The following is a 23922-nucleotide window of genomic DNA, read 5'->3' as shown; positions in this document are numbered from 1 at the left end:
TGGCCTCGCGTCCTCCCGAGGGCCATGCGCGTGCTCCATGGGATTGCCCGCTTCCTGCGCCGGTTGCCGCTTTATTCCGCGTGTGTCCGCATCCTGCCAGAGACAGCTCCCTTCTGCGCGCCTGGAAGCTGTTTTCCGGCATCCTGCCGCCGTGTGCTTGGCACCTCTGCCGTTGTGTCGATCAGGAAACCCTGCTGCCGTCAGGCGCGCTGTCCGTGGGGGTGAGCAGCCGCATGCCCTGGTCCGTGCGCACGGCCAGGATCATGCCCTGCGACTCCAGACCGCGCAGCTTACGCGGCTTGAGGTTAGACACCACCACGACCTGCTTGCCGGCCAGATCCTCAGGCGTAAAGAACTCGGCCAGACCGGCGATAATCTGCCGTTTCCCCATCTCGCCCAGGTTCACATCCAGCCGCAGCAGCTTGTCCGCGTCCGGGTGCTTCTCGCCGCTAGTCACGGTGCCCACGCGCAGGTCCAGCTTCTGGAAGTCGCCGAACTCGATGAAGCCTTCGTCCCCGGCGCTCTTTTCGTCCACTTTTTTGGACTCTTTCCTGTCCTTCGCCTTCTTCTGCTTGGGCTCGGACTTGGGCGCCTCGTCCTGCTTCTTCTCCCAGTCCACGCGCGGGAAGAGGTTGGAGACCTTGGCCAGCTCGCCCCCCGGCGCCAAGCCTTTCCAGTGGGTAGCCTCCTGGACAAGGTCCAACGTCATGGGGTCGAACGCGCCCTGCAGCTGCACAAGCATCTGCTCGCACGCCTCGGGCATGACCGGCCAGAGGAACGCCGCCGCTTTGCGCATGCCTTCCAGAAGCACGTACATCACGGTGCCGAGTCGTTCTGTCTCGCCGCCCTTGTTCAGCGCCCACGGCTTCATGTCGTCCACGTACTTGTTCATGGCGCGCACGAACTCCCAGAGCGATTCCAGGGCACGGGAGAACTCCACGTGTTCAAAAAGCTGGACAAAATTCTGCATGGACTCGCGGCCCAGCTCCATCAGCGCCTCGTCCTCCTCCGTAAACGCTCCGGGCGTTGGCACCGTGCCGCCCTGGTACTTGTGCACCATGGAAAGCACGCGGCTGAAGAGGTTGCCCAGGTCGTTGGCGAGGTCGGCGTTGAGCCGCGCCACCAGCCCCTCCTCGGAGAAGCTCGCGTCGTTGCCAAAGTGCATCTCGCGCATCAGGTAGTAGCGGAAGGCGCTGGTGCCATAGCGCTCCACCATGTCCAGCGGCGAGATCACGTTGCCCAGACTTTTGGACATCTTGGTGTGATCCACGAGCCAGTAGCCGTGCACGTTGAGGCTGTTGTAGAGGTCGATACCGGCCGCCTTGAGCATGGTGGGCCAGAACACGGCGTGGGGCTTGAGGATGTCTTTGGCAACGAAATGCTGTACGCCGGGCCAGAACTTGGGGAAGTTCTCGCCGTCCGGCCAGTCCACGCCGGTCAGATAGTTGATGAGCGCGTCGAACCAGACGTAGCAGACGTAGTCCTTGTCAAAGGGCAGCTCGATGCCCCAGTCCAGGCGGTGCTTGGGCCGGGAGATGCAGAGGTCCTCCAGCTCGCCGGACTCCAGCAGCGCGAGCACCTCCTTGGCGTAGCGTGTGGGCCGGATAAACTGGGGATTGGCGCGGATGTACTCGGCCAGCCAGTCTTTATATTTGGACATCCGGAAGAAGTAGTTGGACTCCTTGATCTCCTCCGGGGCCTTCTGATGCTGCGGGCAGAGCCCGTCCTCCAGCTCCTTCTCGGTGTAGAAACGCTCGCAGCCGTAGCAGTACAGGCCGGTGTACTCGGCGAAGTATATGTCGCCGGAATCGTACACCTTCTGCAGAATTGTCTGCACGGTTTCCACGTGCTGGGGCTCGGTGGTGCGCACGAAGCGGTCATACTCCACGCCCAGGCTGGGGTAGAGATCGCGGAACATTCCGGAGATGCGGTCCACGTAGGCCTTGGGCGATTCGCCATTGGCCTCCGCGGCCTGCACGATCTTGTCGCCGTGCTCGTCCGTGCCGGTGAGGAAAAATGTCTCCTGACCCAACGCCTTGTGGAAGCGGTTCAGGCAGTCGGCAACAATAGTGGTGTATGCATGGCCAAGATGGGGCTTGGCATTCACGTAGTAAATGGGCGTGGTTACGTAAAAGCGTTCCACGAGAACACTCCGTTTTTTGTCCAGAATCCTGGACGTGACGAGGGCGCGGCGCGCCTATTCCTTGGGTTTGTCCTGCTTGGGCTTGCGGCGTCTGCGGCGCGGCCTGGACTTGCGCTGGCCGCCTTCCGAACCGCCGGACTCCTTCTGCTGCTGCCCGGCTTCTCCGCTTTTCTGCTCGCCTCCACCGCCGCCTCCACGGCCACGGCCGGAACGGCGTGAGGGACGCCGCCGGGAGGAGCGGGACCGCCCCTTGCCCTTGGGCTTCTGACCATCTTCCTTGGCCTGGGCGTCGCCTTCCTGCGCGGGCTGGCCTTCCGGAGCAGGTGCTGCGGCTTCCTGCGCGGGTTTGGCCTCGGCCGAATGCTCAGCCTCGCTCTCCGCCGGCGGGAGCTTGGCGCCAATGCCCGAAATGCCGAACGTGCTCTTGGACTGTACAGCCGGCAGGTTCTGAGTCTTCTGCTGCTTGGGCTCCTTGGCCTCTTTGGGCTCCGCGCCCTTGCCCTCGGGCTTCTGCTCTTCGCCGCGCTGGTCCCTGGGGGCGGGCTTTCTTGAAGAATCCCGGCCACCCTTGCCCGAAGCGTCGGAATCCTCGGCCGCGCCGCCCTGCTTCTCGGCGTCGGCATCGCGCTTGCGGCCGCGGGAGCCGCGACGGCCGCGCTTCTGGTCCTTGCGCTTCCGGTCCGGCTTGCCGCCGGATGCGGCCTGCTGTGTATCCTCCGCCGGCTCCTCCGTCTCCACAGCCTCAGGCTCGACAGGCTGCGGCGCCTCTGCGGCTTCGTCCCTGGGGGGAGTCTCGCCCTCGCCCTTGCCGCGCGGCTTGCGCGGCGGCTTCTCACGTTTGGGCCTGTTGTTGGCCTCACTCCGTTGCTGCGGCTGCTGGTTGGGGTCCGGCCGTTGCGGGTTGAGGTCTCCCCACTCGTCGATGAAAATTTCCTCTTCCTCGCCGCCGTCTGGCAATACAGAGAGAGAGTCGCGGAAGAAGTTGGCACGCAGCACCTTCATGCCGCCGCGCTCGGTCATGTAGCGCTTGCCCACGCGCGGACACTTGGCGTGGAACTTCTCGTAGTTCTCCTGCTCGTAGGCCAGGCAGCAGAGCAATCGGCCACAGATGCCCGAAATCTTGGTGGGATTGAGGAACAGGTTCTGCTCCTTGGCCATTTTGATGGTCACGGGAGCGAACTTGCGCAGGAACCGCCGGCAGCAGCAGAGCTGGCCGCAGTTGCCCACGGCGCCGGTCATCTGCGTCTCGTGGCGCACGCCTATCTGCCGCAGCTCGATGCGCGTGCGGTAGTTGCGCACCAAGTCCTTGACCAACTCGCGGAAGTCGATGCGGTTGGGCGCGGTAAAGTAGAAAACGATCTTGCCGCGGTCGAAGAAGACGTCCACATCGACGAGCTTCATCTCCAAACCGTGCTCGACAATGCTCTTGCGGCAGTACTCGAATGCCTCTTGGGCGAGCGCCTCGTTCTCCTGCTCCTGAACGAGGTCCTCCTCGGAGGCGAGCCGGTAGATGGGCTTGATCTCCCCGCCCTCGAAATCATCGGGCGGCTCGCTGAGCACCAGCACGACCTTGGCCAAGGCCATGCCCTGATCGGTGTTCACGATGACGCGATCGAACGGCTTGACCACGAACGCCCCGGAGTCAAAGTAGTATATCGACCCGGAATCGCGAAATTTCAGTCCAAGTATCTGACTCATGTATCCATTGTGCGGCGCGAGCGCCGTCTGGAATAGCTTTCTTGCGAAAAGATTGGTGATAATGCGTCCAGAGGGGCCGTGCTGTCAACAAAGCGGATGGCCGCGTCGTTAAAAAGCTCCAGCCGCCGGCGCAGCCCTTTCCTCACAATAAACACTCCCGGGCGCGATGGAAGCGGCCGTGGCCGCGCCCCCGCATTTGTTTTCCGACCATCCCGGTCCGCAGCAGCCCCTTTTCCGGGAGATCGGCCTGTTCCCTCAGGCTCCGCCCTGCCCCCTGTGCGGACGCATTCCGGCGAGCCCATTCGCACGTCTTGAATATCAAGTACCAGAAATCACGGAAGATGGCGAACAAGCCAAAAGAGCTGCGGCGCCAAGTGCCATTGGAGGGGACGAGACGGCCGGAACACGCGGATGGCGGCCTGCGCAAGAGGCACCGCTCCTGCGGAGATTCGCAGATCGGAGGAAGCAACCGACGTCAGTTGTAGAGGGCTCGGAGCGTTGTGCCCGGATAGTAGGTGCTCAGGATGTCCTTGTAGTCCTTGCCGGCGTAGGCCATGGCCTGCGCGCCCCACTGGGACATGCCCACCCCGTGGCCGTAGCCGCGGCCATTGAAGACGAACTGCCCGTCCTCGTCGCGGCTCACGTCGCAGAGCAGACTGCGCATGCGCGCCGGCCCCACCAGCAGGCGGAAGCTGTTGCCGCGGATGTGCAGCACGCCGTCGTCCGTGGTGACGGCCACCTCCGCAATGCGGCCGGAGGTGCTGCGGCCGTCCACGCGCAGGCCTTCCACGCGGCTCAAAGAAAAACCGTTGCGTTTCAGCAGCCGGGCCAGCTCGGACGGAGCGATGCGATACTCCCAGTCCAGTGATTTGTAGTCCTCGCTGCGCTCGTCGTCAGCCACCTTGAGGTACGGCATGTTCGCGCTCCACACCGCAGCGTCGTCCTCCAGCACGCCGCCGGAGTGGGCGTGGAACGCCGTGAACGCCGGCGCGTCGTGGTACAGCAGCACCTGGCCGCGCGTAAGGCGCACCGCGTCCTGCGTGGCCACGTTGGCCACGCCCATGCCCAGGTAGGCCTGATCCATCATGCCGGCCGAGAGATCGTACGGCTTGCCCGCCTCACGGGTGCGCGTGACGATCCGCCAGGCAAAGGTCCGCGCCGCCACGGCCTGGGCCCGCAACGCGGCCGGGGCGAACGACGGCGGCATCTCCGAGGGCACCACCCCTTCCAGATACTGCTCCATGGGCAGCCGGTTGATCAGGGTCATGGAGCCGCCCTGCACGCTGACCACGGCCTCGCCGGCGTAGCTCCTGCCTGCATGGGCGAAGCCGTGCGGCCCGGCGTCGAAGGAAACCTCCTCGCCCAGGCCACGGCCTTCCATGCTCACGCCGCCGTCCAGAACGCGAAGCCTGTAGGTGCCTGGGGCCAGCTTGTCCCGCCGGCCGGACGCGGCGTGCATGACCACGCTATGGGGAAACTCCAGTTGCAGGCTGTCCGCGGTGATGAGCAGCACGCGAACCATGGGCTCCGCCTCCGGCATGGGCGTCTTGTCCACGCCGGGAACAGGCGCCGGTCCGGGCGTCTCCTTCTGCATGCGCTCGATCATGTACCGCGCCGTGGCCGTCTTCCTGGCCTCGGGAAAGAGCTCCAGGTAGCGCTGGAAACGCTTGGTCGCATCCTCGTAGCGGTGCTCGGCAAAAAGGAGCATGGCGGAGTTGAAGTAGGCGTTGGCCAGATTCCAGTTGCCGGGGTACTCGCGGATTACTTTGTCGTAATAGGTGAGCGCCAGCTCCCGCTGGTCCAGGAACAGGGCGAGCACGTCGGCCACGCGCACGTAGCAGTACACGGTGTAGTCCGGGTCGGCGCTCATGCGGGCGATGTCCTCGTACAGCGCGATGCTTTCGAGCATCTGGCCGCTGTCAAAGAGCATGTGCGCCCGCCGGAGCATGGGGTCCGGATCGAATTTCCCGGCCGAGTCCTGCGCGATGCACGGCGAGGCGCAAAGGAGCCCGCCCACGATGAGGGCGCAGAGGCAACCGGTGAATCGCGCGTGGGCCGGGTCGTGGTTCATACAGTCTCCAGAAATCGCGACGCCAACGCCACGATGCGGTTCACGTCCTGCGCCGGCACGGCCGTCATGTCCGATTCCTTGCGGAACCAGGTCATCTGCCGCTTGGCGTAGGCCTTGGTGTTGCGCAGCCACAGCGCCCTGGCCTCCGGCAGGGGACAGCCGCCGCTCAGATAGGCGTGCAACTCGGCACAGCCGATGCCGGACCAGCCCGGCGCGTCCGGGTCGGGACAGGAGTCCATGGCCTTGCGCGCCTCATCCACGGCCCCGGCCTCCAGCATCTGGCTGATGCGCTCGTCCAGGCGGCGATGCAGCGCTTTCTGCTCCACCTCCAGGAAGAGCTTGAGCGGCCGCACCTGCGGCGTGGGCGTGGGTTGCGCATGCCACCAGCTCAGGGGCTTGCCCGTGGAGTCGTAGACCTCCAGGGCGCGCAGGGTGCGTTGCGTATCGTTGGGATGGATGGCCGCGGCGTACTCCGGGTCCGCCTCCTCCAGCCGCTTTCGCAGCGGGGCCAGGCCCGAGCGGTCCAGGGCCTGCTCCAGGGATTCGCGGACAGCTTCGTCCACCGGCGGGATGGGCGCAAGGCCTTCCAGAAACGCCCGCAGATAGAGCCCGGCCCCGCCCACCAGCAACGGATACCGGCCCGAGGCGCGGACCTCGGCGCATGCCTCGTGCGCGCGTTCCGCGAACACGCCGGCCGAGATGCGCTCCGTGCAGGGCAGGAAACCATACAGATAGTGCGGCGCCACGGCCTGCTCCTCCGGGGAGGGCTGCGCCGTGATGACGGGAAACTCCCGGTACACCTGGCGGGAATCGAGATTGACCACCGAGCCGGGCAGGGCCTCGGCCAGGGCCAGGGAAGCGGCTGTTTTGCCCGCGCCGGTGACGCCGAGCAGACAGATAACCGGCATGGCATCCATTCGCAGAATTCCTGTAACCGGTCCTAATGTGCTGTTCCGCAAATGCATGGTTGTTTCCAACCCCCGCATTCGCGAAAGGATCGCTTCACCGAAAAACGCGGCTTCCGGCTCGCTACGCCACCCCTGGCGGCGACCCGCCTGTAGAGGGTTCGTGTCGCAGTGGCGTGCGTATTTATGGAACGCGACACTAGATCATGCCTTCCGTGGAATCCACCTGCCGACCCAGCCGTTCCATCAGCCGGAAGTAGACCGGGTCCGGCACCAGGCCGCGCACATCGCCGCCGGCCCGGGCCGCTTCCTTGATGATCGTGGAGCTGATGTACAGCCAGCGGTAGTCTGTCATCAGAAAGACGGTCTGCACCTGCCGGTTGAGATGGCGGTTCATGAGCGCAAGCTGGAACTCGTACTCGAAGTCCGAGACGGCGCGCAGCCCGCGGAGAATGGCCTTGGCCCCGCGCTCTATGGCGTACTCCACCAGCAGGCCGTCAAAGCTTTCCACGGTAATGCGGTCCTCCCCGGCAAAGCTCTCCTTGGCCAGGGCGATACGCTCTTTGAGGTTGAAAAGCGGCGACTTGGCAGTCTTCACCGCCACGGCAACAATTATCTTGTCGAACACATTGAGGCCGCGCTTGACGATGCCCACATGACCGAAGGTCAGCGGGTCGAAGGTGCCGGGGTAGATGGCTAGGTGCGGGCCGTATTCCATATGACTATCCTTGTTTGACCGTACGTCCTGTCCACATCGAGATCAAACGGCGCGGCCAGCTGCGGCACGACGGCGTTCTTCTCTATCTCCGCCGCAACGACGGCTCCGGGTGCGAGCCAGCCTTTGCGGCCAAGGGCGTTCAGCGCCCTGCCCGCCAGGTTCTCTCCATACGGCGGGTCTACGAAGACCAGGTTGAACGGTTCCTTTTTGCCGGGCCCCTTGCCCAGCCAGGGAAAAATGTCTGTGCAGGCCACCACGGCCACGCCCGGCTCTATGCCCAGGTCGGCCATGGTCTTTTCTATGGTCCGCGCCGCAGACCGGTTCATCTCCACCATGGTGGCGTGCTGCGCCCCGCGGGAGAGGGACTCCAGCGCCAGGGAGCCGGACCCGGCGAAGAGGTCCAGCACCCGCGTATCACTCCAGGCCACGCCGCGCGCCTCCAGCATGGAGAAAAGCGCCTCGCGCACCTTGGCCGTGGCCGGACGGTAGCCCGGCCCTTCCACCGTGCGGACGGTGCGACCTTTGTATATACCGGCTGTTATGCGCATGGTCTAGAGGTCGGAGACGATTTTCGACAGCTCATTGGTGGTGTCCAGCACACGGTCGCGCAGCTCGGACTGATCGATCCACGGCTTGGCCTCCACCTCGGTGAGGCGCGAGCGCAGCTCCGTCAGCTTGGCCTCGGCCTCGCCCAGCACGTAGTTCCAGTCCACGGAGGGGTACGCGACCTCGGGGTGGCCGATGACGTCCATGGCTCGGCCCGGCTTGAGAATGACGTCTTCCAGGTAGGCCGGAATGCGCACTTTGAGCTGGAACCGCTCGCGCATCAGCTTGGCCAGGATCTCCTGCTTCTCCAGCTCGCCGTGCACCAGGAAGACCTCCATGCCCTTCTGGTCGAAGCTGTCCACCCAGTCGAGAATCTGGCTCTGGCCGGCATGGGCCGAGAAACCGCCGATGGTGAAGATCTTGGCCGCCACGGCAATGTCCTCGCCGAAGATGCGGATGGACTTGGCGCCGTCCACTATCTTGCGGCCGGGCGTGCCCCGCGCCTGGTATCCCACAAAGACAACACTCGCCCCCGGACGCCACAGGTTGTGGCGCAGATGGTGCTTGATGCGGCCGGCGTTGCACATGCCGGAAGCCGAGATGATCACGGCCGGCCCCTTCATGGTGTTCAGCGCCTGGGACTCCTGCGTCTTCAGCGTATACTGGAACTGCGGCAGGGTCAGCGGGTCGTGCCCCTGCTCCATAATCTTCTTGGCGTCCTCATCGAAGAAGCTGGGATGCTTGCGGAAGACCTCCGTGGCGCGGATGGCCATGGGGCTGTCCAGGAACACGGGCATGTCCCTGGGCAGCTTGCCCTCCTGATCGAGCAGGTACAGGCTGTAGATCATCTCCTGGCTGCGCTCCACGGCGAATGCCGGGATGATGACCTTCTCGCCGCGCTTGTAGCTGTACTCGATGGCCTCGGCCAGCTCCTGCCGGCTCTTGCGCTGATCCTTGTGGTCGCGGTCGCCGTAGGTGGACTCGATGAACAGGTAGTCCACGGGCCGGTCCTCGGAGGGCTGCTCCGGATCGCGGATGATGAGCTGGTTGGGGCGGCCCAGGTCGCCGGAAAAGAGCAGGTGGTAGTGGGTGTCCTCGCCGTTGTCGCCGCCGTTTTTCTCGATGACGGTCATTTCCACAAAGGCCGAGCCCAGGATGTGGCCGGCGTCGCAGTAGACCACCTTCACGCCTTCGACCGGCTCGAACAGCGTGTTGTACTCCACCACCTCGAAGAGCTCCATGGCCTTCATGGCGTCGTCCTGGGTGTAGAGCGGCTCCACCGGCGTGTTGCCCCGGCGGCGCTTCTTGCGGCTCTCCCACTCGGCCTCCATCTCCTGGATGTGGGCGGAGTCCAGCAGCATGATCTCCAGGAGGTCGCGCGTGGGCTCGGTGGCGTATATCTTGCCGGTAAACCCTTCCTTCACCATCTTGGGCAGCAGGCCGGAGTGGTCTATGTGCGCATGGGTGATCAGGAAAAAATCTATATTTTTGGGATCGTAGAGATCAACGGCTTCATTTCGCTCGTCAATCTCCTTGTTGCCTTGATGCATGCCGCAGTCCACGGCAAAGCGCCGGCCCATGGTCTCGATGAGGTGGCACGAACCGGAGACGGTCTGCGCGGCGCCCAGAAACTTTATCTTCATCGTTGCTCCTCGAAAGGTGGTGTTGAACGCCGCCGGCGAGGTACCCGGCGGCCATTGTCGCGAACGCAAAGTATGCGATATATCTCTGGTGAGCGCAAACGTACACACACTTTTGCCCGGGCCGCGCAGGAGGAACCACCCTTCAACCGACCAACACGCCAAGGAGCGATAATGGTTCAGCAACACAAGCAATTCGTCATCGACGACCTTTCCATGCAAGAGTCCTGGCGGCTCTTCAAGATAATGGCCGAGCTGGTGGACGGGTTCGACACCCTGGGCGACTACGGCCACGGCGTCTCCATCTTCGGCTCCGCCCGCGTGCGCGAAGGCGACCCTGTCTACGACGAGTGCGTGGAGATAGCCCAGAAGCTGGCCGAGGCCGGCTACACCGTCATCACCGGCGGCGGCCCCGGCATCATGGAGGCCGGCAACAAGGGCGCGGCCCAGGTGGAGGACGGCGTTTCCGTGGGCCTGAACATCAGGCTGCCCATGGAGCAAAAGCCCAATGAATTTCAGAACGTAGCCCTCGATTTCAAGTACTTCTTCGTGCGCAAGGTCATGTTCGTGAAGTACGCCACGGCGTACATCGTCATGCCCGGCGGCCTGGGCACCCTGGACGAGCTCTTCGAAGCCACCGTGCTGGTGCAGACCAAGCGCATCAAGCCCTTCCCCATCATCCTCTACAAGAGCGAGTACTGGGCCGGGCTCATGGACTGGATACGCGACCACATGGTGCAGGCCGGCTACCTGAACGAGGACGAGCTGGACCTCTTCGCCATGATGGACTCGCCCGACGAGGTGGTCCATTTCATCAAACGCTACGTCATCGTCTAGGCAGGCGATTGAAAATCTCCCGCTGGCTGCGTTGCTGTAAAAATTTCAAACCCTCGCGTATATTTTATACGCGTCAGCCTTGAACTTTTTTTGCGCCTTGCCAGCGTGATTTTTGAACAGCCTGCCGTAAGAGGATCTTTCAATAGTTTCCTGAACGGCGATTCAACGTGCACCTGACACACGGCCGGGAATCCTGCGCATGGCGGGGTTTCCGGTCGTGTTCGTATTGTCTGGAATGAAGGGATGATCGCGAAGAATCGTCAGCCCAGGACGCGCCCATAGAGCGTGCGGTAGTCCTCGGCCATGCGGCGTGCGTTGAAGCGCTTTGCGCCCTGCTCAAAGGCTGTGCGGGAGAGCTCCCGGCAGCGCGGCGGACGGGCCAGCAGCTCCGCGGTGTGCGTTGCCAGCGTCTCCCACTCCTCGGGCGGGGCCAGCAGCCCGTTCACACCGTCGGCCACCTGCTCCTTCACGCCGCCCACGGCGCTTGCCGCCACGGCCGCGCCATGGGCCATGGCCTCCAGCACGGCCAGCGGATGGTTGTCCGCCAGGGTGGGATAGCAGAGCACGTCCGCCGCCGTGAGTACGCGGGCCAGGTGCTCCGGCTCCAGATACGGCAGCCGCAGCAGGTCGCCGTCGCGCTCCATGCTCTTGCCGCCCGCCATGATGCCCACGGCGCCGGGGGTCTGCTCTTTGATCAGCCGCCAGATAAAGTCCCACTCGTGGCCAGCCTTGTACGCTGCCCGGCGACCGCCGTGCGCCACGAAGAGCACGGTACGCGCCGCCTGCGCAATGCCCAGGGCCTTCTTGGCCGCGTTTTTCGCCGCCGCGTCGGGCATGGTCTGCGGCCAGGGCACACCGTTGGGAACCAGCACCACCTCCCGCTCCAGGCTGGACGCGGCCTGCCGCCGGAGCCACTCCGAGGGGCTGGCGATAACCGGATCGAGGTTGCCCACCAGCCGCTTGCGCAGCTTGCGCTCGCCCTCCGGGTCCGGATAGCCGCGGGGGCACGGGTCCGGGCACCTGCCGGCCGAGATGTCGCACTCCACCGGCGCCACACAGCCCCCGGCCACGAGCTGGAAATCGTGCAGGGTGATCACAGTGCGCGCCTGCCGCGCCGCAAGAAACGCCAGCAGCTCGTGCCACTGCGACGTGGAATGAACGTGCACCACGCTCCCGGCCGCGATGGCTTCCTCCAGCCGCGCCGGCCACGGCCGGCTCAAAAGCTCTGCCTCCCCGTCCCGGCTCTCGGCCACCTCAAAAGAGTGGGACGACTCCACGCCCATGGCCGCGAGCTCGTCGTTCAGAATCGAGGCCACGCGCGATGCGCCGCCGCGAAGCTCCAGCAGGGTGTGGTGGATGACGGATACGCTCATGCGTATCTGCATTACAGCAACCATTGCCCCGCCGCAATGCGACCGGGCGACGCTTGGTTAAGAACTTGTTACTGCGAGAGGGACACCTTTTAAAAAAGGTTCTCCCTCTCGGGCTCTCCCTTCCCAAACTTTTTACTTGGGATTCTTTTTCCTGGCCCCATTTGAGGGTTCCAAGGGGAATCATTCCCCTTGGCAGGGGGCATGGGGAATTGGTCCCCCATATACCTAGTCGTCGGTGTGCTGGGTCGTTCATATAGCGCAGCCGAGCGCTTCCTGCTACACCGGTGCAAGCATGCACAGGTCTACCCGAAACATTCTCCGCCGGATCGCCCCGGCTCTGGACATCCTGCTCGCCCCGCTGAGCTGGGCCGGCGGCTGGTGGCTGTCTATGGCGCGGCAGATCGGCCTCACGCGGCTGCCTGTGACCCGCGCCATCCTCGCGCGGTGCGGTGTGCACCCGCTACGCAATCACTTTTACGAGCCGTATCCGGTCGAGGCCATGGCGGACGGCCCGCGCGATCTGCCCGGCGTGGACCTGGGCGAGCCGGACCAGCTCGCCTTGCTCGACGAGCTCGCGCCATTCGCCGGCGAGCTGCTGGCCATGGCCGACCGCGCCCCGGCCAAACGCGCCTTCACATTCGCCAACGACTCCTTTGGCCCGGGCGACGCCGAGATCCTCTACGCGCTCCTCCGCGCCCGCACACCGCACACCGTGCTGGAGCTGGGCAGCGGCATGTCCACGCTCATGGCCCTGGAGGCGCGCGCCGCCACCGAGGCCCTGTCACCGGGCCGTGGCCACACGCACATCGTGGTGGACCCGTTCCCCAAGCCATGGCTCGCCTCGCTGGGCGTGGAGGTCCGCGCGCGCAAGGCCGAGGACGAGGACCCAGCCAGCCTGGCCGCCCTGCTCGGCCCTGGCGACATACTCTTCATCGACTCGTCCCACGTGGTCCGTCCCGGCGGGGACGTGCTTGTCGCCTATCTCGACATCATCCCCCGGCTGCCGGCCGGCGTGCTCGTCCACGCCCACGACATCTTCACCCCGCGCGACTACCCGGCGAAATGGGCCGTACATCAGCGCCGGCTCTGGACCGAGCAGTACCTGCTCGAAGCCCTGCTCTCCGGCGGCACCCGCCTCCGCACCCTCGCCGCCGTGAACCACCTGCGCCACGCACACCCGGCAGCGCTGGCGCGGGTCTGCCCGGTGCTGGGTCGATTCTTGAAGGAAGGAAACGCCGTGGAACCCGGCTCCTTCTGGATGATTACGGCGTAAAGAAACAAGAATGCGAGAGGGACACCTTTTGAAAAAGGCTTTCCCTCTCGCGCTCTCCCTTCCCAAACTTTTTATCTAATTTGTTTTTCTGGACCCAGAATAGGGTCCAGGGAGCAATGCTCCCTGGCGGGGAGCCTGAGGGGCAGCGCCCCTCAGACAGCCTTCCCACTACTCGGAAATATCAGGCTTGGCGCGTTGGGCTTTCTTGTCGCCGTGGCGGCGTTTGGACTCCACACGGCGGCGTTTGGCCGCGCGGGAGATGCGGGTGGGTCGGCGTTGTTTGGGCTCGGTAAGGGCGGAGCGCAGGAGCTCCAGGAGGCGATTCTGGGCGATGTCGCGGTTGGCTTTCTGGCTGCGGCTGGTGCGGCTGACCACGCGCAGCTCGCCGTCCTTGGTCAGCCGGGAGGCGAGCCGGCGGAAAATGGTGGATTTGGCCTCGTCGTTGAGGCTTCTGGACTGGGCCACGGGCAGGGTGAGGGCCACGGCCGTATCAGCCGTGTTCTGGTGCTGGCCGCCAGGACCGCCGGCGCGCATGGTCTCCATACGCAGCTCCTGGAGATCGAGCAGCAGGCCGCCGGACAAGGGCGCGTAGCGTTCATCGGACATGGTGGAGGGGCCGGCTGCGGACCGGTTACGGCGCCGGTGGCATCTGCTGCCGGAGCGCTTCTTTTTGATTCTGCAGAGTTTGTTTCTTGGTGTAGAGCAGGTCGAGCTGCTTGCGGAGGTTGAGGATATCCTGCCACAGGCGGATGCTTGTGCCCTCGCGGTTGACGATGCCGGCGCGGCGGTTGCCCTTGTACTTGAGCTGCTGCTCGGTCTCCGCGATCTGCTTGTCCACGTCGGCGATCTGGCTGTCGATGGAGTTGATCTCCCGGATGATGCGCTGGCGATCCTGGCGCTGCTGCTCCCGCGCCTTGATGGCCTCGTACTGCTGCTCCAGCTTTTCGGACTTCGCCGGCGCTTCCTGGCTCACGGCGCCATCGTCCACCTGCGGCGTCTGGTTGCCCTCGCCTTGCAGCTTGTCCTGGATCTCCTGCTCGTACGGGCCGAGGTCGGAGAGCTCGATGGTGTGCAGGTTGCCCTGGTCGTCGTACCAGCGGATGGTGTTGCGCGCCTGCGCATTGGAGACGAACGCGCACCACAGAAGCACGGCCAGCACGGCGCACGCTGAACGGGCACTCAATTTCGAAACGTGTTCATGGCGCATCGCTCACCCCTCCGCGTCTCCGTGTTCCACTCCAAGAGAAGAGTAATCCGTGTCAGTTACCATAAACCATTACACGGACGGAGGAAATTCTGTCAATGGAGTCCCGCGCGAGATAGAAGGTCAATGCAAGCGTCCGGGCGACTCCGACCTACGCCGGCTTGAAGGCCATGGCCGCCAGCGGCGGCAGCGTCAGGTTAAGGCCCCAGCCCTGGCTGGTTTCGTTGTAGCGGGCGTCCACCAGCCCGGCGTTGCCCGTGTTGGAGCCGCCGTAGGCCGAGCTGTCGGAGTTGAATATCTCCCGCCACAAGCCGCCATGGGGCGCGGGAATCACGTACTCCTTGCGCACCACCGGCGTGAAGTTGAAGACCCAGATAACGGACGGCGCCGGCTCGAACACGGTTTCGCCGCTGTCCGGATTGGTCAGCTCCGGGGCAAGACGCATGAAGCTGAGCACGGAGTTGGCGTAGTCCGAGAAATCGAGCCACTGGAAGCCCTGCCAGTCGTGGTCGAAGCGGTGCATGGCCGGCTCGTCCACCAAAATCCTGTTCAGGTCCGTGAGGCAGCGGGCAATGCCCTGGTGCGTGGGGAACTCCATGAGCACCCAGTCCAGCTGGCCGGACTCCTTCCACTCGTTCCACTGGCCGAACTCGCCGCCCATGAAAAGCAGCTTCTTGCCCGGATGCGCCCACTGGTAGGAGTAGAGCAGCCTGAGGTTGGCCTGTTGCTGCCACATGTCGCCGGGCATCTTGGAGAGCAGCGCGCCCTTGCCGTGCACGACCTCGTCGTGGGAGAGCGGCAGCACGAAGTTCTCCGTGAAGGCGTAGAGCATGGAGAAGGTGAGCGTGTTCTGGTGGTGGGCGCGGTGGATCGGGTCCTTGGAGAAGTACTCCAGGGTGTCGTGCATCCAGCCCATGTTCCACTTGAAGGTAAAGCCGAGGCCGCCGACATAGAGGGGCCGGGACACGCCGGCCCAGGCCGTGGACTCCTCCGCCACCATGATGGCGCCGGGGTAGTGCTCGTGCACCACGCGGTTGAGCTCCTTGAGGAAGTCGATGGCCTCCAGGTTCTCGCGGCCGCCGAACATGTTGGGCACCCACTCCCCTTCCTCGCGGGAGTAGTCCAGGTAGAGCATGGAGGCCACGGCGTCTATGCGGATGCCGTCGATGTGGAACTCCTTGAGCCAGTACAGGGCATTGGCGAAGAGGAAGTTGCGCACCTCGCTACGGCCGTAGTTGAAGATGTAGGTGCCCCAGTCCGGGTGCTCGCCCTGCCTGGGGTCGGAGTGCTCATAAACCGCCGTGCCGTCGAAGCGTCCCAGGCACCACTCGTCCTTGGGAAAGTGGCCCGGCACCCAGTCCAGCAGCACGCCGAGGCCGGCGCCGTGGCAGCGGTCCACAAAAGTGCGGAAATCGTCCGGCGCGCCGAAGCGCGAGGTGGGCGCGAAGTAGTGGCTGGTCTGGTAGCCCCAGGACTCGTCCAGCGGGTGCTCGGCCACAGGCATGAGCTGGATGTGGGTGAACCCGAGCTGCTTGACGTAGGGAATGAGCTGGTCAGCCAGATTGTTGTAGGAGAGGAAGCCGCCGTCGTCCTTGCGCCGCCAGGAGCCGGGATGGACCTCGTAGATGGAGACCGCGCGGTTCAGGGGCAGGCCCTTTTCACGGCGCTCGCGCATCCACTGCTCGTCGTTCCACTCATAGCCGTCCAGGGTCCATGTCCTGGCTGCGTTGCCGGGCCGCATCTCCGTGTGCAGGGCGTAAGGGTCGGTCTTGTAGACGATGCGCCCGTTCTGATCCTTGATCCCGATCTTGTAGAGCACGCCCTGCTCCATGCCGGGCAGGAAGCCGGCCCAGATGCCAGAGCTGGCCACAGGATAGAGCGGAAACTCGCCCCAGCGCCATTCGTTGAAGTCGCCGGCTATATTGACCTCCTGCGCATTGGGCGCCCACACGGCAAAGCGGTAGCCGTGCTCGCCGTCCTGCTCGTGCGGATGCGCGCCCAGGATGCGGTAGATGTCCCAATGCTCGCCCCGGCCGAACAGATATACATCGAACTCCGGTATGGTCACCGGCTTTGTCGCTGCCATGGTACTACTCCTTGGACACACGTCCGTGTCCCGGATTCAGGGTGCTACACCGCGGCGCCCAGGGCGTGGTACACGTCCAGGTACTTGTGCGCCGCCTTGTCCCAGGTAAACTCCTGGCGCATGGCGCGTTCGCGTAACGCGCTCCAGGCCGCGTGGTCCTGCCACACGGTCACGGCCTGGCGGATGGCTTCGAGGAACTGCTCGGGCTCGGACTCGCGGAAGGTGAAGCCCGTGGCCTCCGGGTCCGGATAGGGCACGATGGTGTCGCTCAGACCGCCCACGGCCGTGGCCACCGGCGGCGTGCCGTAGCGCAGGGCGTAGATCTGGGTCAGGCCACAGGGCTCGTAGCGCGAGGGCATGAGAAAGATGTCGCAGCCGGCCTGGATGCGGTGGGCCAGGTCCTCGGTATAGCTCACCCGCGCGGAGAAACGGCCCAGGTAGTCCTCCATGGCCGCCAGGCACTGTTCCTCGTAGACGATGTCGCCTTCGCCCAGGACGACCATGCCCACGTCGAGCTTCATCAACTCCGGCAGGATGTCCAGCAGGAGGTCGATGCCCTTCTGCTCCCGCAGCCGGCCGATGAAGCCAAGCACCGGCTTGTCCATGAGCTCATCGCTCAGGCCCAGCTCCTTCAGCAGCTCGCTCTTGCAGGATTCCTTGCCTTCGGCGTCCTTGGCCCCGTAGCAGCACGGCAGGTACCTGTCGTCCCGCGGGTCCCAGACATCGTAGTCCGCGCCGTTGAGGATGCCTCGGACGTGGTCGGAGCGCTTGGTGAGGATGCCTTCCAGACCGCAGCCGCACTCGGCGGAGACGCGTATCTCCCTGGCGTAGCTGGGGCTCACCGTGGTCACCATGTCCGAGTAGGCAATGCCCGCTTTGAGCAGGTTGAAGTCCCCGTGGTACTCGGCTCCGTCCATGGACCAGGCGTGCGGCGGCAGCCCGGAGGTCCAGAACAACCGCGAGGAGAAGCGGCCCTGGAAGGCGAGGTTGTGGATGGTGAGCACGGTGCGGGTGTCGCGCCAGGCAGGGTCGGACATGCGCGCGAAGTACAGATACGCCGGCACCAGCGCGGTCTGCCAGTCGCTGGCGTGGATGACCGCCGGCGGCGTCTCCAGCAGGCGGGAAAGCTCCAGAACCGCGCGCGAAAAGAAGATGAACCGCTCGCAGTTGTCGAAGTAGTCGCCCCTGTACGTGTTGTAGTAGAAGCGGCGGTCGAAGTACTCGTCCCGGTGGATGAAGTACACGGGCATGCCGTGGAAATCCGCCAGGTAGATATCTGTCGTGATGGGCGCCCATGGGTAGCCCACCGGGCAATCGGAATAAAGCAGATGCAGCGGGTACTCGCTGGTGTTCAACCGACCGTAGAGCGGCGTGACCACGGCGGTGTTGCAGCCCTGCCGGTGCAAGGCCAATGGAAGGGCCCCCAGGACGTCCCCCAGGCCGCCTGTTTTAGAAAACGGGTACATCTCCGAGGATGCAAACAGGATCAACGGTTTCGGCGGCATGCTCCCCCCTGCCGGCTTCGTACATCCGCTTCGGCTATTCTATGTGCGACTTCGCACAGACCGGTCGTCACCTGATTCTCCTTCCGGGAAGGAAGACATAACATAAAGTATCCGTACAGTTTGTGTCACGGCTTCCGGGGAATGGCAAGCATTCCCCCGGCAATACGCCTTGTCTGTAACACGATCGTCGTCTGGGTCATGGCGCGAGTCGCGCAAGACGGTCCTCGAAATCCTTGAGAATCCTGGCGTGGTCAAAGGCCAGCGGCGCAGGCAGCCCATCCAGCGGGAAAAACTTTGCGTTGCCGGCGTCGTCCCCGGCGGTCAGGGCGTCCGGGTCGGACGTCTGCGCGGTGAAGACCACGGACATGGTGTGCTGGCGCGGGTCCCGCTCCGGGTCGGAGTACACGCCCAGCAACGAGGTGATCACCACGTCCAGGCCGGTCTCCTCCCTGGCTTCACGCACGGCCGCCGCCTCCACGCGCTCGCCCGTGTCCACGAAGCCGCCGGGCAGGGCCCAGCCCGGAGGGAAGTTCTTGCGCTCCACCAGCACCACGCCGCGCGCCGGGTCATAGATCACCACATCAACAGTCGGAGTCGGATTGTCGTACTTTCCTGTGGGCTTGCCGCAATGCGGGCATGGTATCTGGCCGGACACGCGCATCTCCTTGGCAGGGGTCGAATGTGAACTTGCAATCGCCAGAGTATGATCTTACTTCCTGCGCATGCATGATGACAAGATTATCTTGGTCCACAACGGCGCCTTGGGCGATTTTCTTATCGCCTGGCCGGCGCTTCTGGCCGTGGCCCGGCAGTATGGCAACGAGGCTGCCCTGCTCTACGCCGGCCGGGAGCCGTACGCGCCGTGGGCTGCTGCAGCCGGGTTCCAGCCCGCTCCGGGAGAGACACGCGCCGCCGTGGAGCGGCTCTACGGTGCAAGCAGCTGGGACACCCCCGCCCTCGCGCCCCTTGCAGGATCGCGCATCATCTGGATCGGCCTGCGCACACCGCCCTTCGATGCCGCGCTTCTGCACGCAACAGATGGTGGAGCGCGGCTCACCTTCCTGCCCATGGTTCCGGAAAATGGCGGGGGCGAGTCGGTCCGCGCACATCTGGCGCGCATGATGGACGAACGGCTCGCGCTGCCCTGGCCCGAGGACGCAGCCACGGTATGGCAGGAGCGCGTGGCGCGCTGGCATGGTCTGAATGGTCGAAGCGGAGATGAAAAGAACGGGGAGATTGGTGGGGATGTACTGCTTTTCCCCGGCGCCGGACACCGCGCCAAGGAGTGGCCTGCGCAGCGTTGGCTCGACCTCGCCCGGCGGCTCCTCGATCGCGGCCTCTCCTGCCGCCTTGTGCTGGGTCCGGTCGAGCTGGAGCGCGGGTTCGACGCGCAGGGCGTCCCGGCCATCGCGCCCCCTTCCCTGGCAGAGCTGATCGAGCGCATCGCCGAAGCCGCCGCCGTGGCCGGCGCGGACACCGGCCCCATGCACGCGGCCGCGCTCACAGGCACACCGGCCCTGGCCCTGTTCGGCCCCACCGGCGCGCGGCTGTGGGCGCCTGCGGAGGCTTGCATCCTGCGCGCAGACGTGGACTGCCGGCCGTGCTCCACCACCACGCACGGCATCGCCTGCGCGGAGCGGGACTGCATGGAGTCGATCGCGGTCGATGCTGTGGAGAAAAGCGTTCTGGAAATTCTGGATGTCAAAAAAGAGAAACCGGCTTGTCTGTCCTCTCAAACAAGCCGGCTTCTGCAAAAGCAATAGGAAGGTATCTGGAATCTAGCAAGGGTAGTGCCAAACTTGGCCACCCTCGCGATATTTCTTATATAATGTATAATTCCAGATAGTTATCCAGAAACATTTCCACCAGACGATGCTCCGAGAGTCTTCTTCCCCGTAAAAAATCTTGAACTACCAGACTCGGCCCCCCTACCTGTACGCGTTTGCGGTTCAACTTTTTCAACCGCGGGCAGCAGGATACCCGGCGCCCTGCCCGACCGAAGCGCAAAAGCAATGGCGGCCAGCGTCATCTCGCTGTTTTAGCTGCCCTTTCGGTGGGTTAGCTGACGATGCAGAACCCGGCCTGCTCCAGCACGAGGGTTGGGACAATGCCCTCGCGGACCACGCGCAGGGAGCCGTCCGGCTCGATGGACACGATGGTGGACGGCCGGCCGCCTGCAGGTTGTGGCTCGGCGGCGATGTATCCGCCGACGGCGCGCACCAGCTCCGGGTCCAGCTCGTCCAGGCGCGCTGCCGGAGGCTCGCCGGACTGGTTGGCGCTGGTGGCGGTCAGGGGCTCGCCAGCTTCCAGACAGAGACGCCGCGCCAGGGGATGGCCGCATATCCGCGCCGCCACATGGCCGGTGGCGCCGTGCAGAGGCCGCGGCAGCTCCTGCCGCGCAGGCAGCAGCACGGCCACCGGTCCGGGCCAGAACGCCGCCGCTATCGCCTCGAAAGCATTCTCCTGCGGCCGCTCCGCAAAGCCGGGCGTGAGCAGCGCCAGCTGCTCCACCGAGCCGGCAATGACAGGCACGGGCTTATACACGGGCCTCGTCTTGCACTGCGCAATCAGGGCCACAGCCTCGTGATCCGTGGCTTTGCAGCCCAGGCCGAAGAAGGTTTCCGTGGGGTAGACCAGCCCCTTGCCGGCGTGCAGCCGGGCCACGGCGTCCTCAAAGGAGAGCGCGAGAGAAGCGCTGAGATATCGTAGGTTCAAATTCTTGTATCCTGTGTGGGACCGCAGGTACGGTCCATTCTGTCCGTATATATGTCCGGCTTGCCCATGCCCGCCCGGCAGTCTACCATGACGTTGGCCGCCGCGTGAACATCCACGGCGCGCCGCAATCCCGCATTCACATACGCATCACAGTACGGAACCGATCATGCGAACCATCCGCCTCATTGCCGTGGGCAAGCTCAAGCAGCCGTTCTTTCGCGACGCCGCTGCGCACTACGCAGACGCCGTGTCCAGGCAGTACAAGCTGGAGGAAACCACGGTCAAGGACGGCCCGTCCAAGCTGGGGCCGGAGGACAAGTCCGCCTGGGAGGGGGAGAAGATCCTCGCCGCCCTGGACGACCGCGACATCCCCATCTGCATGGACGAACGCGGCAAGGCGCGCGGGTCCGAGGACTTTGCCGCGTGGCTGGGGGGCATGCTGGAGGACCAGAACCGCCGGCCGTGCTTCATTGTGGGGGGAGCGTTCGGGTTCTCGCCGGCCGTGCGCCGCGCCGGAGTCCACACCATAAGCCTTGGCCCAATGACCCTGCCCCACGAGCTGGCGCGGGTGGTGCTCCTGGAGCAGCTCTACCGCGCCTCCACCATCATCGCCGGAATCCCCTACCACCACCGCTGATCCGGTCCGGAGCCCAGAGCACGCGCAATCGGCGGGGCATCCCTCCCCAAGCACCAACGGCCTGTTTACTGCGTGGTGTTGGCCGGCTGGGTCGTGTTTTCGCCAGACTCGGTCCCATTGGTCGGCTGGGTGGCGTTGGCCGCCGTGCCGTTAGCTTCGGGTGATTCCACGGCCGGGGTCTGCGGCTTTGCCGGCGCGTCCTTGGGCACCTCGCGCACCTTGTAGACTCGCACCCAGGGGAAGTCGTCGTAGACCAGCTCGAAGTAGCGATCCAGCCGCTCGAACTCCTTGGGCGCTATCAGAAGCTGCGTGAGCATGGACTGGAAGGCGAGGTCGTCCAGGGCGTAGTAGCGCCGGCTCTCGGAGTTCAGAATCAGGTTCGGCCCGGTGTTCTTGTCGTAATGGCGGTCCTTCCTGCCCTGGGAGCTCAGCACGTGGATGGACTTCACCTCGATGGGCTCCTTCTCGTCCTGGAAGGTCATGGTGCCCTTTTCCCAGTCCAGGTTGAAGGACTCCCGAATAGAGGCCACGCGGGCGTGCACGCCCTGCTCCTTCTCGAAGTCCCAGGTCCCGTAGTAGCAGATCCACGGCGACAGGCGGATGTTCTCGAAGGTGGCCACCACATAGAGCGGCATGGGCGGCTTCAGGTGCAGGTCCTCGGTGCCCAGGCTGCGCAGAAAGTCCCTGGTCTTGTCCAGGCCCATCTTCTCCCACTCTGTCCAGGGCTCCTCGTTGTGCTCGGCCGAGTACTGGATGAGCTGGGCCGACTGCATGGGGCTCGGCGTGGTCAGCGCCAGGCCGAGGGTAAAGACATGCTCGCCGTAGTGGCGGCCGCCGTCGGCGAAGGACTGCAACCCGGCGTAGTAATGGGTGGCGTAGCCCCAGTCCCACCAGGTCCAGACCTCGCTGGACTTGTCCGCCTCCTTGCCCAGGTCGATGAGCGCCTGGGCGTGGTGCCGCGAGAGCACGGGCGTGGGCGGCAGGGTCAGGAAGAGCGAAACGCCCGGTAAGGCCACACCCAGGGCGAGCGCTCCCAGAATGAAGGTGAGCACGTAACGGCTCCAGCTCTGCCCGCCCAGCACGGCCCGGCCGATCCACAAAAAGAGAAAGCCCAGGCCCAGGCCCACGGCAGGCGCGCCGAACATGGCCATGCGCGTGCCCAGCTTGACCGCGGAAAGGGCGATGGCCAGGAACGGCAGCAGAAACAGGGCCGAGGGCCGCAGCACCAGCAGCATGAAGAATCCGCCGATGCCGGCCAGAGAGAGCCAGCCCCACGGGTGGAAGCGGTCGAAAACCTCGGCAAGGGGCAGGTTCTGCGCCTCGATGACGGATTGGCCGATGCCGGGGAAGACGAGCTCGCCGGTATCGCCGCGGAAGGCGGTCTGCTGCGCCACCGGCTTGATGTAGCTGGCAAGGAACTTGGAGCCGCCGACGACGATGGACTCTACCGCGCCCGAGGCCACGAGCACCACAGCCGCCGCCAGAAGGCCCGGCGCCAGGCTGTAGACCTTGGCGCGAATATTCTTCGGCAGCGCACCGGCCAGCAGGGCCGCAACCACGGCGCCCAGGGTGCCGTACAGGCCCCAGAACCCGGCAGCGGCAAATGCCGCCACGCCCCAGAGCAGCGCGCCGCGGCGGCCGCGTTTTCCAGCGACGAACACCAGGAAAAGCAGCATGAACACAGTAAGTTGCAGGAAGGTGAGCATGTAGCCGTGCCACAGCGCGGCCCAGGAGCCGAACCCGCCCAGCAGCGCCGGCCAGATCAGGAAGAAGCGCCGCGGCTCGTCGGGCTCGTCCGGTGCCGCTGTTTCTTCTTCAGCGCCCTCGTCTTTGGTTGCATCCGCTACGGCCTTACCGTTCTTTTTGGAGAACGCGGACCTGAAGCGGTTGACCCAGCTGTCGCATAATGATCCATCCAGCCAGATCGCCAGCCCGAAGGTGAGCAGCAACGGAAAGAGCAGGGTCACGATGTCGGTGTCGTAGTAGCCCAGACGGCTGCGGTAGTAGTAGCCGGGCGCAAGGGTGGCGATGACGCCGGCCACCAGGCCGGCCTCCAGACCGCCCAGGGCCCAGGCCCACAGGACCGTGGCCGCGCCCACCAGACCGCCGAAGATCGCCGGCAGGAAGAAGCCGAGGTTGCCCACGGAAATACCCGTCATATGGCTGAGCGCGCGCAGAAGCTCCGACGGCGGCGCATCCGCGGCGCTGCCAAAGCCCATGGCCCCTGCCAGCCAGTGGTAGGCGTCGTGCGTGCCCATGATGAACTCGCCCGCAACCCTGTAGGCGGGCTGGTTCCATTCGGGCAGCTCCTGCATGCGTACGGCCATGCCCGCCAGCATGACAATGACGCAGGTGACGATGAGGGCCTTCCAGTCCCGACGGATGCTGTGCTCTCGCGAAAAAATCATGTCGCCGTATGAATCCACGGTTCGATCCTATGTAGTGTTCGCCTTGCGTGTGTTGGGTTGGTAACTTCGCAGGAATAGGTGACTCTCCCCGAAATGACAAGGCTTTGCACCCAACTTGCCTCTTTGTAATAATGCCTAAAGCATCCGTTGCGCCTTCCCATTT

19 protein-coding genes are annotated in these 23922 nt (G+C 64.7%); 4 read left to right on the top strand and 15 right to left on the bottom strand.

All coding sequences use genetic code 11. From position 1 onward, the window contains the following. Positions 1-181: 181 nt before the first annotated feature. From metG to E8L03_RS00815, 7 genes are all read right to left on the bottom strand, one after another. Positions 182-2143 (bottom strand): methionine--tRNA ligase, encoded by a 1962-nt coding sequence (gene metG, locus E8L03_RS00845; RefSeq protein ID WP_171266300.1) that lies wholly within the window; start codon positions 2141-2143, stop codon positions 182-184. Between the two features lie 54 nt (positions 2144-2197). Then, entirely contained in the window at positions 2198-3841 is a 1644-nt protein-coding gene (locus tag E8L03_RS00840; RefSeq protein ID WP_171266299.1) for a regulatory iron-sulfur-containing complex subunit RicT, read from the bottom strand. Between the two features lie 475 nt (positions 3842-4316). After that, the gene (locus E8L03_RS00835) at positions 4317-5912 is read right to left on the bottom strand and encodes a SpoIID/LytB domain-containing protein (protein WP_171266298.1); all 1596 of its coding nucleotides are present in this window, start codon (positions 5910-5912) and stop codon (positions 4317-4319) included. Continuing rightward, the gene (miaA, locus tag E8L03_RS00830) at positions 5909-6829 is read right to left on the bottom strand and encodes a tRNA (adenosine(37)-N6)-dimethylallyltransferase MiaA (protein ID WP_171266297.1); all 921 of its coding nucleotides are present in this window, start codon (positions 6827-6829) and stop codon (positions 5909-5911) included. Before miaA ends, E8L03_RS00835 begins: the two co-directional genes overlap by 4 nt. A 187-nt stretch (positions 6830-7016) precedes the next feature. Further along, on the bottom strand, positions 7017-7535 hold the full coding sequence (gene coaD, locus E8L03_RS00825) for a pantetheine-phosphate adenylyltransferase (RefSeq protein WP_144304859.1): 519 nt from the start codon (positions 7533-7535) through the stop codon (positions 7017-7019). Then, positions 7514-8083 carry a 16S rRNA (guanine(966)-N(2))-methyltransferase RsmD gene (rsmD, locus tag E8L03_RS00820; protein ID WP_171266296.1) on the bottom strand — a complete coding sequence of 190 codons (570 nt, stop codon included), beginning with the start codon at positions 8081-8083 and terminating at the stop codon, positions 7514-7516. Before rsmD ends, coaD begins: the two co-directional genes overlap by 22 nt. A gap of 3 nt (positions 8084-8086) precedes the next feature. After that, entirely contained in the window at positions 8087-9724 is a 1638-nt protein-coding gene (locus E8L03_RS00815) for an MBL fold metallo-hydrolase RNA specificity domain-containing protein (protein WP_144304861.1), read from the bottom strand. A 171-nt stretch (positions 9725-9895) separates the two neighbouring features. Between E8L03_RS00815 and E8L03_RS00810 the strand changes: the two genes are divergently transcribed. After that, on the top strand, positions 9896-10558 hold the full coding sequence (locus tag E8L03_RS00810; protein WP_171266295.1) for an LOG family protein: 663 nt from the start codon (positions 9896-9898) through the stop codon (positions 10556-10558). A 260-nt stretch (positions 10559-10818) separates the two neighbouring features. Here the strand turns inward: E8L03_RS00810 and E8L03_RS00805 are convergent, their stop codons facing one another. Continuing rightward, positions 10819-11931 carry a glycosyltransferase gene (locus E8L03_RS00805; RefSeq protein ID WP_171266294.1) on the bottom strand — a complete coding sequence of 371 codons (1113 nt, stop codon included), beginning with the start codon at positions 11929-11931 and terminating at the stop codon, positions 10819-10821. 292 nt (positions 11932-12223) lie between these two features. Between E8L03_RS00805 and E8L03_RS00800 the strand changes: the two genes are divergently transcribed. Further along, positions 12224-13204: a class I SAM-dependent methyltransferase gene (locus tag E8L03_RS00800; RefSeq protein ID WP_171266293.1), complete on the top strand. Its 981-nt coding sequence runs from the start codon at positions 12224-12226 to the stop codon at positions 13202-13204. A gap of 168 nt (positions 13205-13372) precedes the next feature. Here the strand turns inward: E8L03_RS00800 and arfB are convergent, their stop codons facing one another. The 5 genes from arfB to E8L03_RS00775 form a co-directional block, all read right to left on the bottom strand. Further along, positions 13373-13810 carry an alternative ribosome rescue aminoacyl-tRNA hydrolase ArfB gene (arfB, locus tag E8L03_RS00795; RefSeq protein WP_171266292.1) on the bottom strand — a complete coding sequence of 146 codons (438 nt, stop codon included), beginning with the start codon at positions 13808-13810 and terminating at the stop codon, positions 13373-13375. Between the two features lie 25 nt (positions 13811-13835). Beyond that, positions 13836-14411, bottom strand: a complete 576-nt coding sequence (locus E8L03_RS00790) for a hypothetical protein (protein WP_144304866.1) — start codon at positions 14409-14411, stop codon at positions 13836-13838. Between the two features lie 148 nt (positions 14412-14559). Next, positions 14560-16494, bottom strand: a complete 1935-nt coding sequence (gene glgB, locus E8L03_RS00785) for a 1,4-alpha-glucan branching protein GlgB (RefSeq protein ID WP_171266290.1) — start codon at positions 16492-16494, stop codon at positions 14560-14562. Positions 16495-16538: 44 nt separating this feature from the next. Next, entirely contained in the window at positions 16539-17999 is a 1461-nt protein-coding gene (gene glgA, locus E8L03_RS00780) for a glycogen synthase GlgA (protein WP_171266289.1), read from the bottom strand. A 196-nt stretch (positions 18000-18195) separates the two neighbouring features. Next, entirely contained in the window at positions 18196-18654 is a 459-nt protein-coding gene (locus tag E8L03_RS00775; protein WP_425325949.1) for an NUDIX domain-containing protein, read from the bottom strand. Positions 18655-18721: 67 nt separating this feature from the next. Here E8L03_RS00775 and E8L03_RS00770 point away from each other — a divergent pair, with 67 nt between their 5' ends. Continuing rightward, entirely contained in the window at positions 18722-19762 is a 1041-nt protein-coding gene (locus tag E8L03_RS00770; RefSeq protein WP_171266287.1) for a glycosyltransferase family 9 protein, read from the top strand. 295 nt (positions 19763-20057) lie between these two features. Here the strand turns inward: E8L03_RS00770 and E8L03_RS00765 are convergent, their stop codons facing one another. Beyond that, positions 20058-20714, bottom strand: a complete 657-nt coding sequence (locus E8L03_RS00765) for an L-threonylcarbamoyladenylate synthase (RefSeq protein ID WP_171266286.1) — start codon at positions 20712-20714, stop codon at positions 20058-20060. A gap of 166 nt (positions 20715-20880) precedes the next feature. On the opposite strand from E8L03_RS00765, the gene E8L03_RS00760 reads away from it, so the two are divergent. Beyond that, on the top strand, positions 20881-21351 hold the full coding sequence (locus E8L03_RS00760) for a 23S rRNA (pseudouridine(1915)-N(3))-methyltransferase RlmH (RefSeq protein WP_171266285.1): 471 nt from the start codon (positions 20881-20883) through the stop codon (positions 21349-21351). A gap of 65 nt (positions 21352-21416) precedes the next feature. Here E8L03_RS00760 and E8L03_RS00755 read toward each other — a convergent pair whose 3' ends face one another. Continuing rightward, positions 21417-23759, bottom strand: a complete 2343-nt coding sequence (locus E8L03_RS00755; RefSeq protein ID WP_171266284.1) for an STT3 domain-containing protein — start codon at positions 23757-23759, stop codon at positions 21417-21419. Positions 23760-23922: the final 163 nt, after the last annotated feature.

Origin of the sequence: Oceanidesulfovibrio marinus (assembly GCF_013085545.1) — a bacterium.
Classification (GTDB): Bacteria; Desulfobacterota; Desulfovibrionia; order Desulfovibrionales; family Desulfovibrionaceae; genus Oceanidesulfovibrio; species Oceanidesulfovibrio marinus.
The sequence above is the reverse complement of the archived record's forward strand: the minus strand, read 5'-3'. Positions and strand labels throughout refer to the sequence as shown.

What these genes read in the sequence shown, in the direction of transcription:
- E8L03_RS00840 (WP_171266299.1), bottom strand. Translation starts at nt 3,841, where the DNA reads ATGAGTCAGATACTTGGACTGAAATTTCGCGATTCCGGGTCGATATAC.
- E8L03_RS00835 (WP_171266298.1), bottom strand. Translation starts at nt 5,912, where the DNA reads ATGAACCACGACCCGGCCCACGCGCGATTCACCGGTTGCCTCTGCGCC.
- miaA (WP_171266297.1), bottom strand. Translation starts at nt 6,829, where the DNA reads ATGGATGCCATGCCGGTTATCTGTCTGCTCGGCGTCACCGGCGCGGGC.
- coaD (WP_144304859.1), bottom strand. Translation starts at nt 7,535, where the DNA reads ATGGAATACGGCCCGCACCTAGCCATCTACCCCGGCACCTTCGACCCG.
- rsmD (WP_171266296.1), bottom strand. Translation starts at nt 8,083, where the DNA reads ATGCGCATAACAGCCGGTATATACAAAGGTCGCACCGTCCGCACGGTG.
- E8L03_RS00815 (WP_144304861.1), bottom strand. Translation starts at nt 9,724, where the DNA reads ATGAAGATAAAGTTTCTGGGCGCCGCGCAGACCGTCTCCGGTTCGTGC.
- E8L03_RS00810 (WP_171266295.1), top strand. Translation starts at nt 9,896, where the DNA reads ATGGTTCAGCAACACAAGCAATTCGTCATCGACGACCTTTCCATGCAA.
- E8L03_RS00805 (WP_171266294.1), bottom strand. Translation starts at nt 11,931, where the DNA reads ATGAGCGTATCCGTCATCCACCACACCCTGCTGGAGCTTCGCGGCGGC.
- E8L03_RS00800 (WP_171266293.1), top strand. Translation starts at nt 12,224, where the DNA reads ATGCACAGGTCTACCCGAAACATTCTCCGCCGGATCGCCCCGGCTCTG.
- arfB (WP_171266292.1), bottom strand. Translation starts at nt 13,810, where the DNA reads ATGTCCGATGAACGCTACGCGCCCTTGTCCGGCGGCCTGCTGCTCGAT.
- E8L03_RS00790 (WP_144304866.1), bottom strand. Translation starts at nt 14,411, where the DNA reads ATGCGCCATGAACACGTTTCGAAATTGAGTGCCCGTTCAGCGTGCGCC.
- glgB (WP_171266290.1), bottom strand. Translation starts at nt 16,494, where the DNA reads ATGGCAGCGACAAAGCCGGTGACCATACCGGAGTTCGATGTATATCTG.
- glgA (WP_171266289.1), bottom strand. Translation starts at nt 17,999, where the DNA reads ATGCCGCCGAAACCGTTGATCCTGTTTGCATCCTCGGAGATGTACCCG.
- E8L03_RS00770 (WP_171266287.1), top strand. Translation starts at nt 18,722, where the DNA reads ATGCATGATGACAAGATTATCTTGGTCCACAACGGCGCCTTGGGCGAT.
- E8L03_RS00760 (WP_171266285.1), top strand. Translation starts at nt 20,881, where the DNA reads ATGCGAACCATCCGCCTCATTGCCGTGGGCAAGCTCAAGCAGCCGTTC.
- E8L03_RS00755 (WP_171266284.1), bottom strand. Translation starts at nt 23,759, where the DNA reads ATGATTTTTTCGCGAGAGCACAGCATCCGTCGGGACTGGAAGGCCCTC.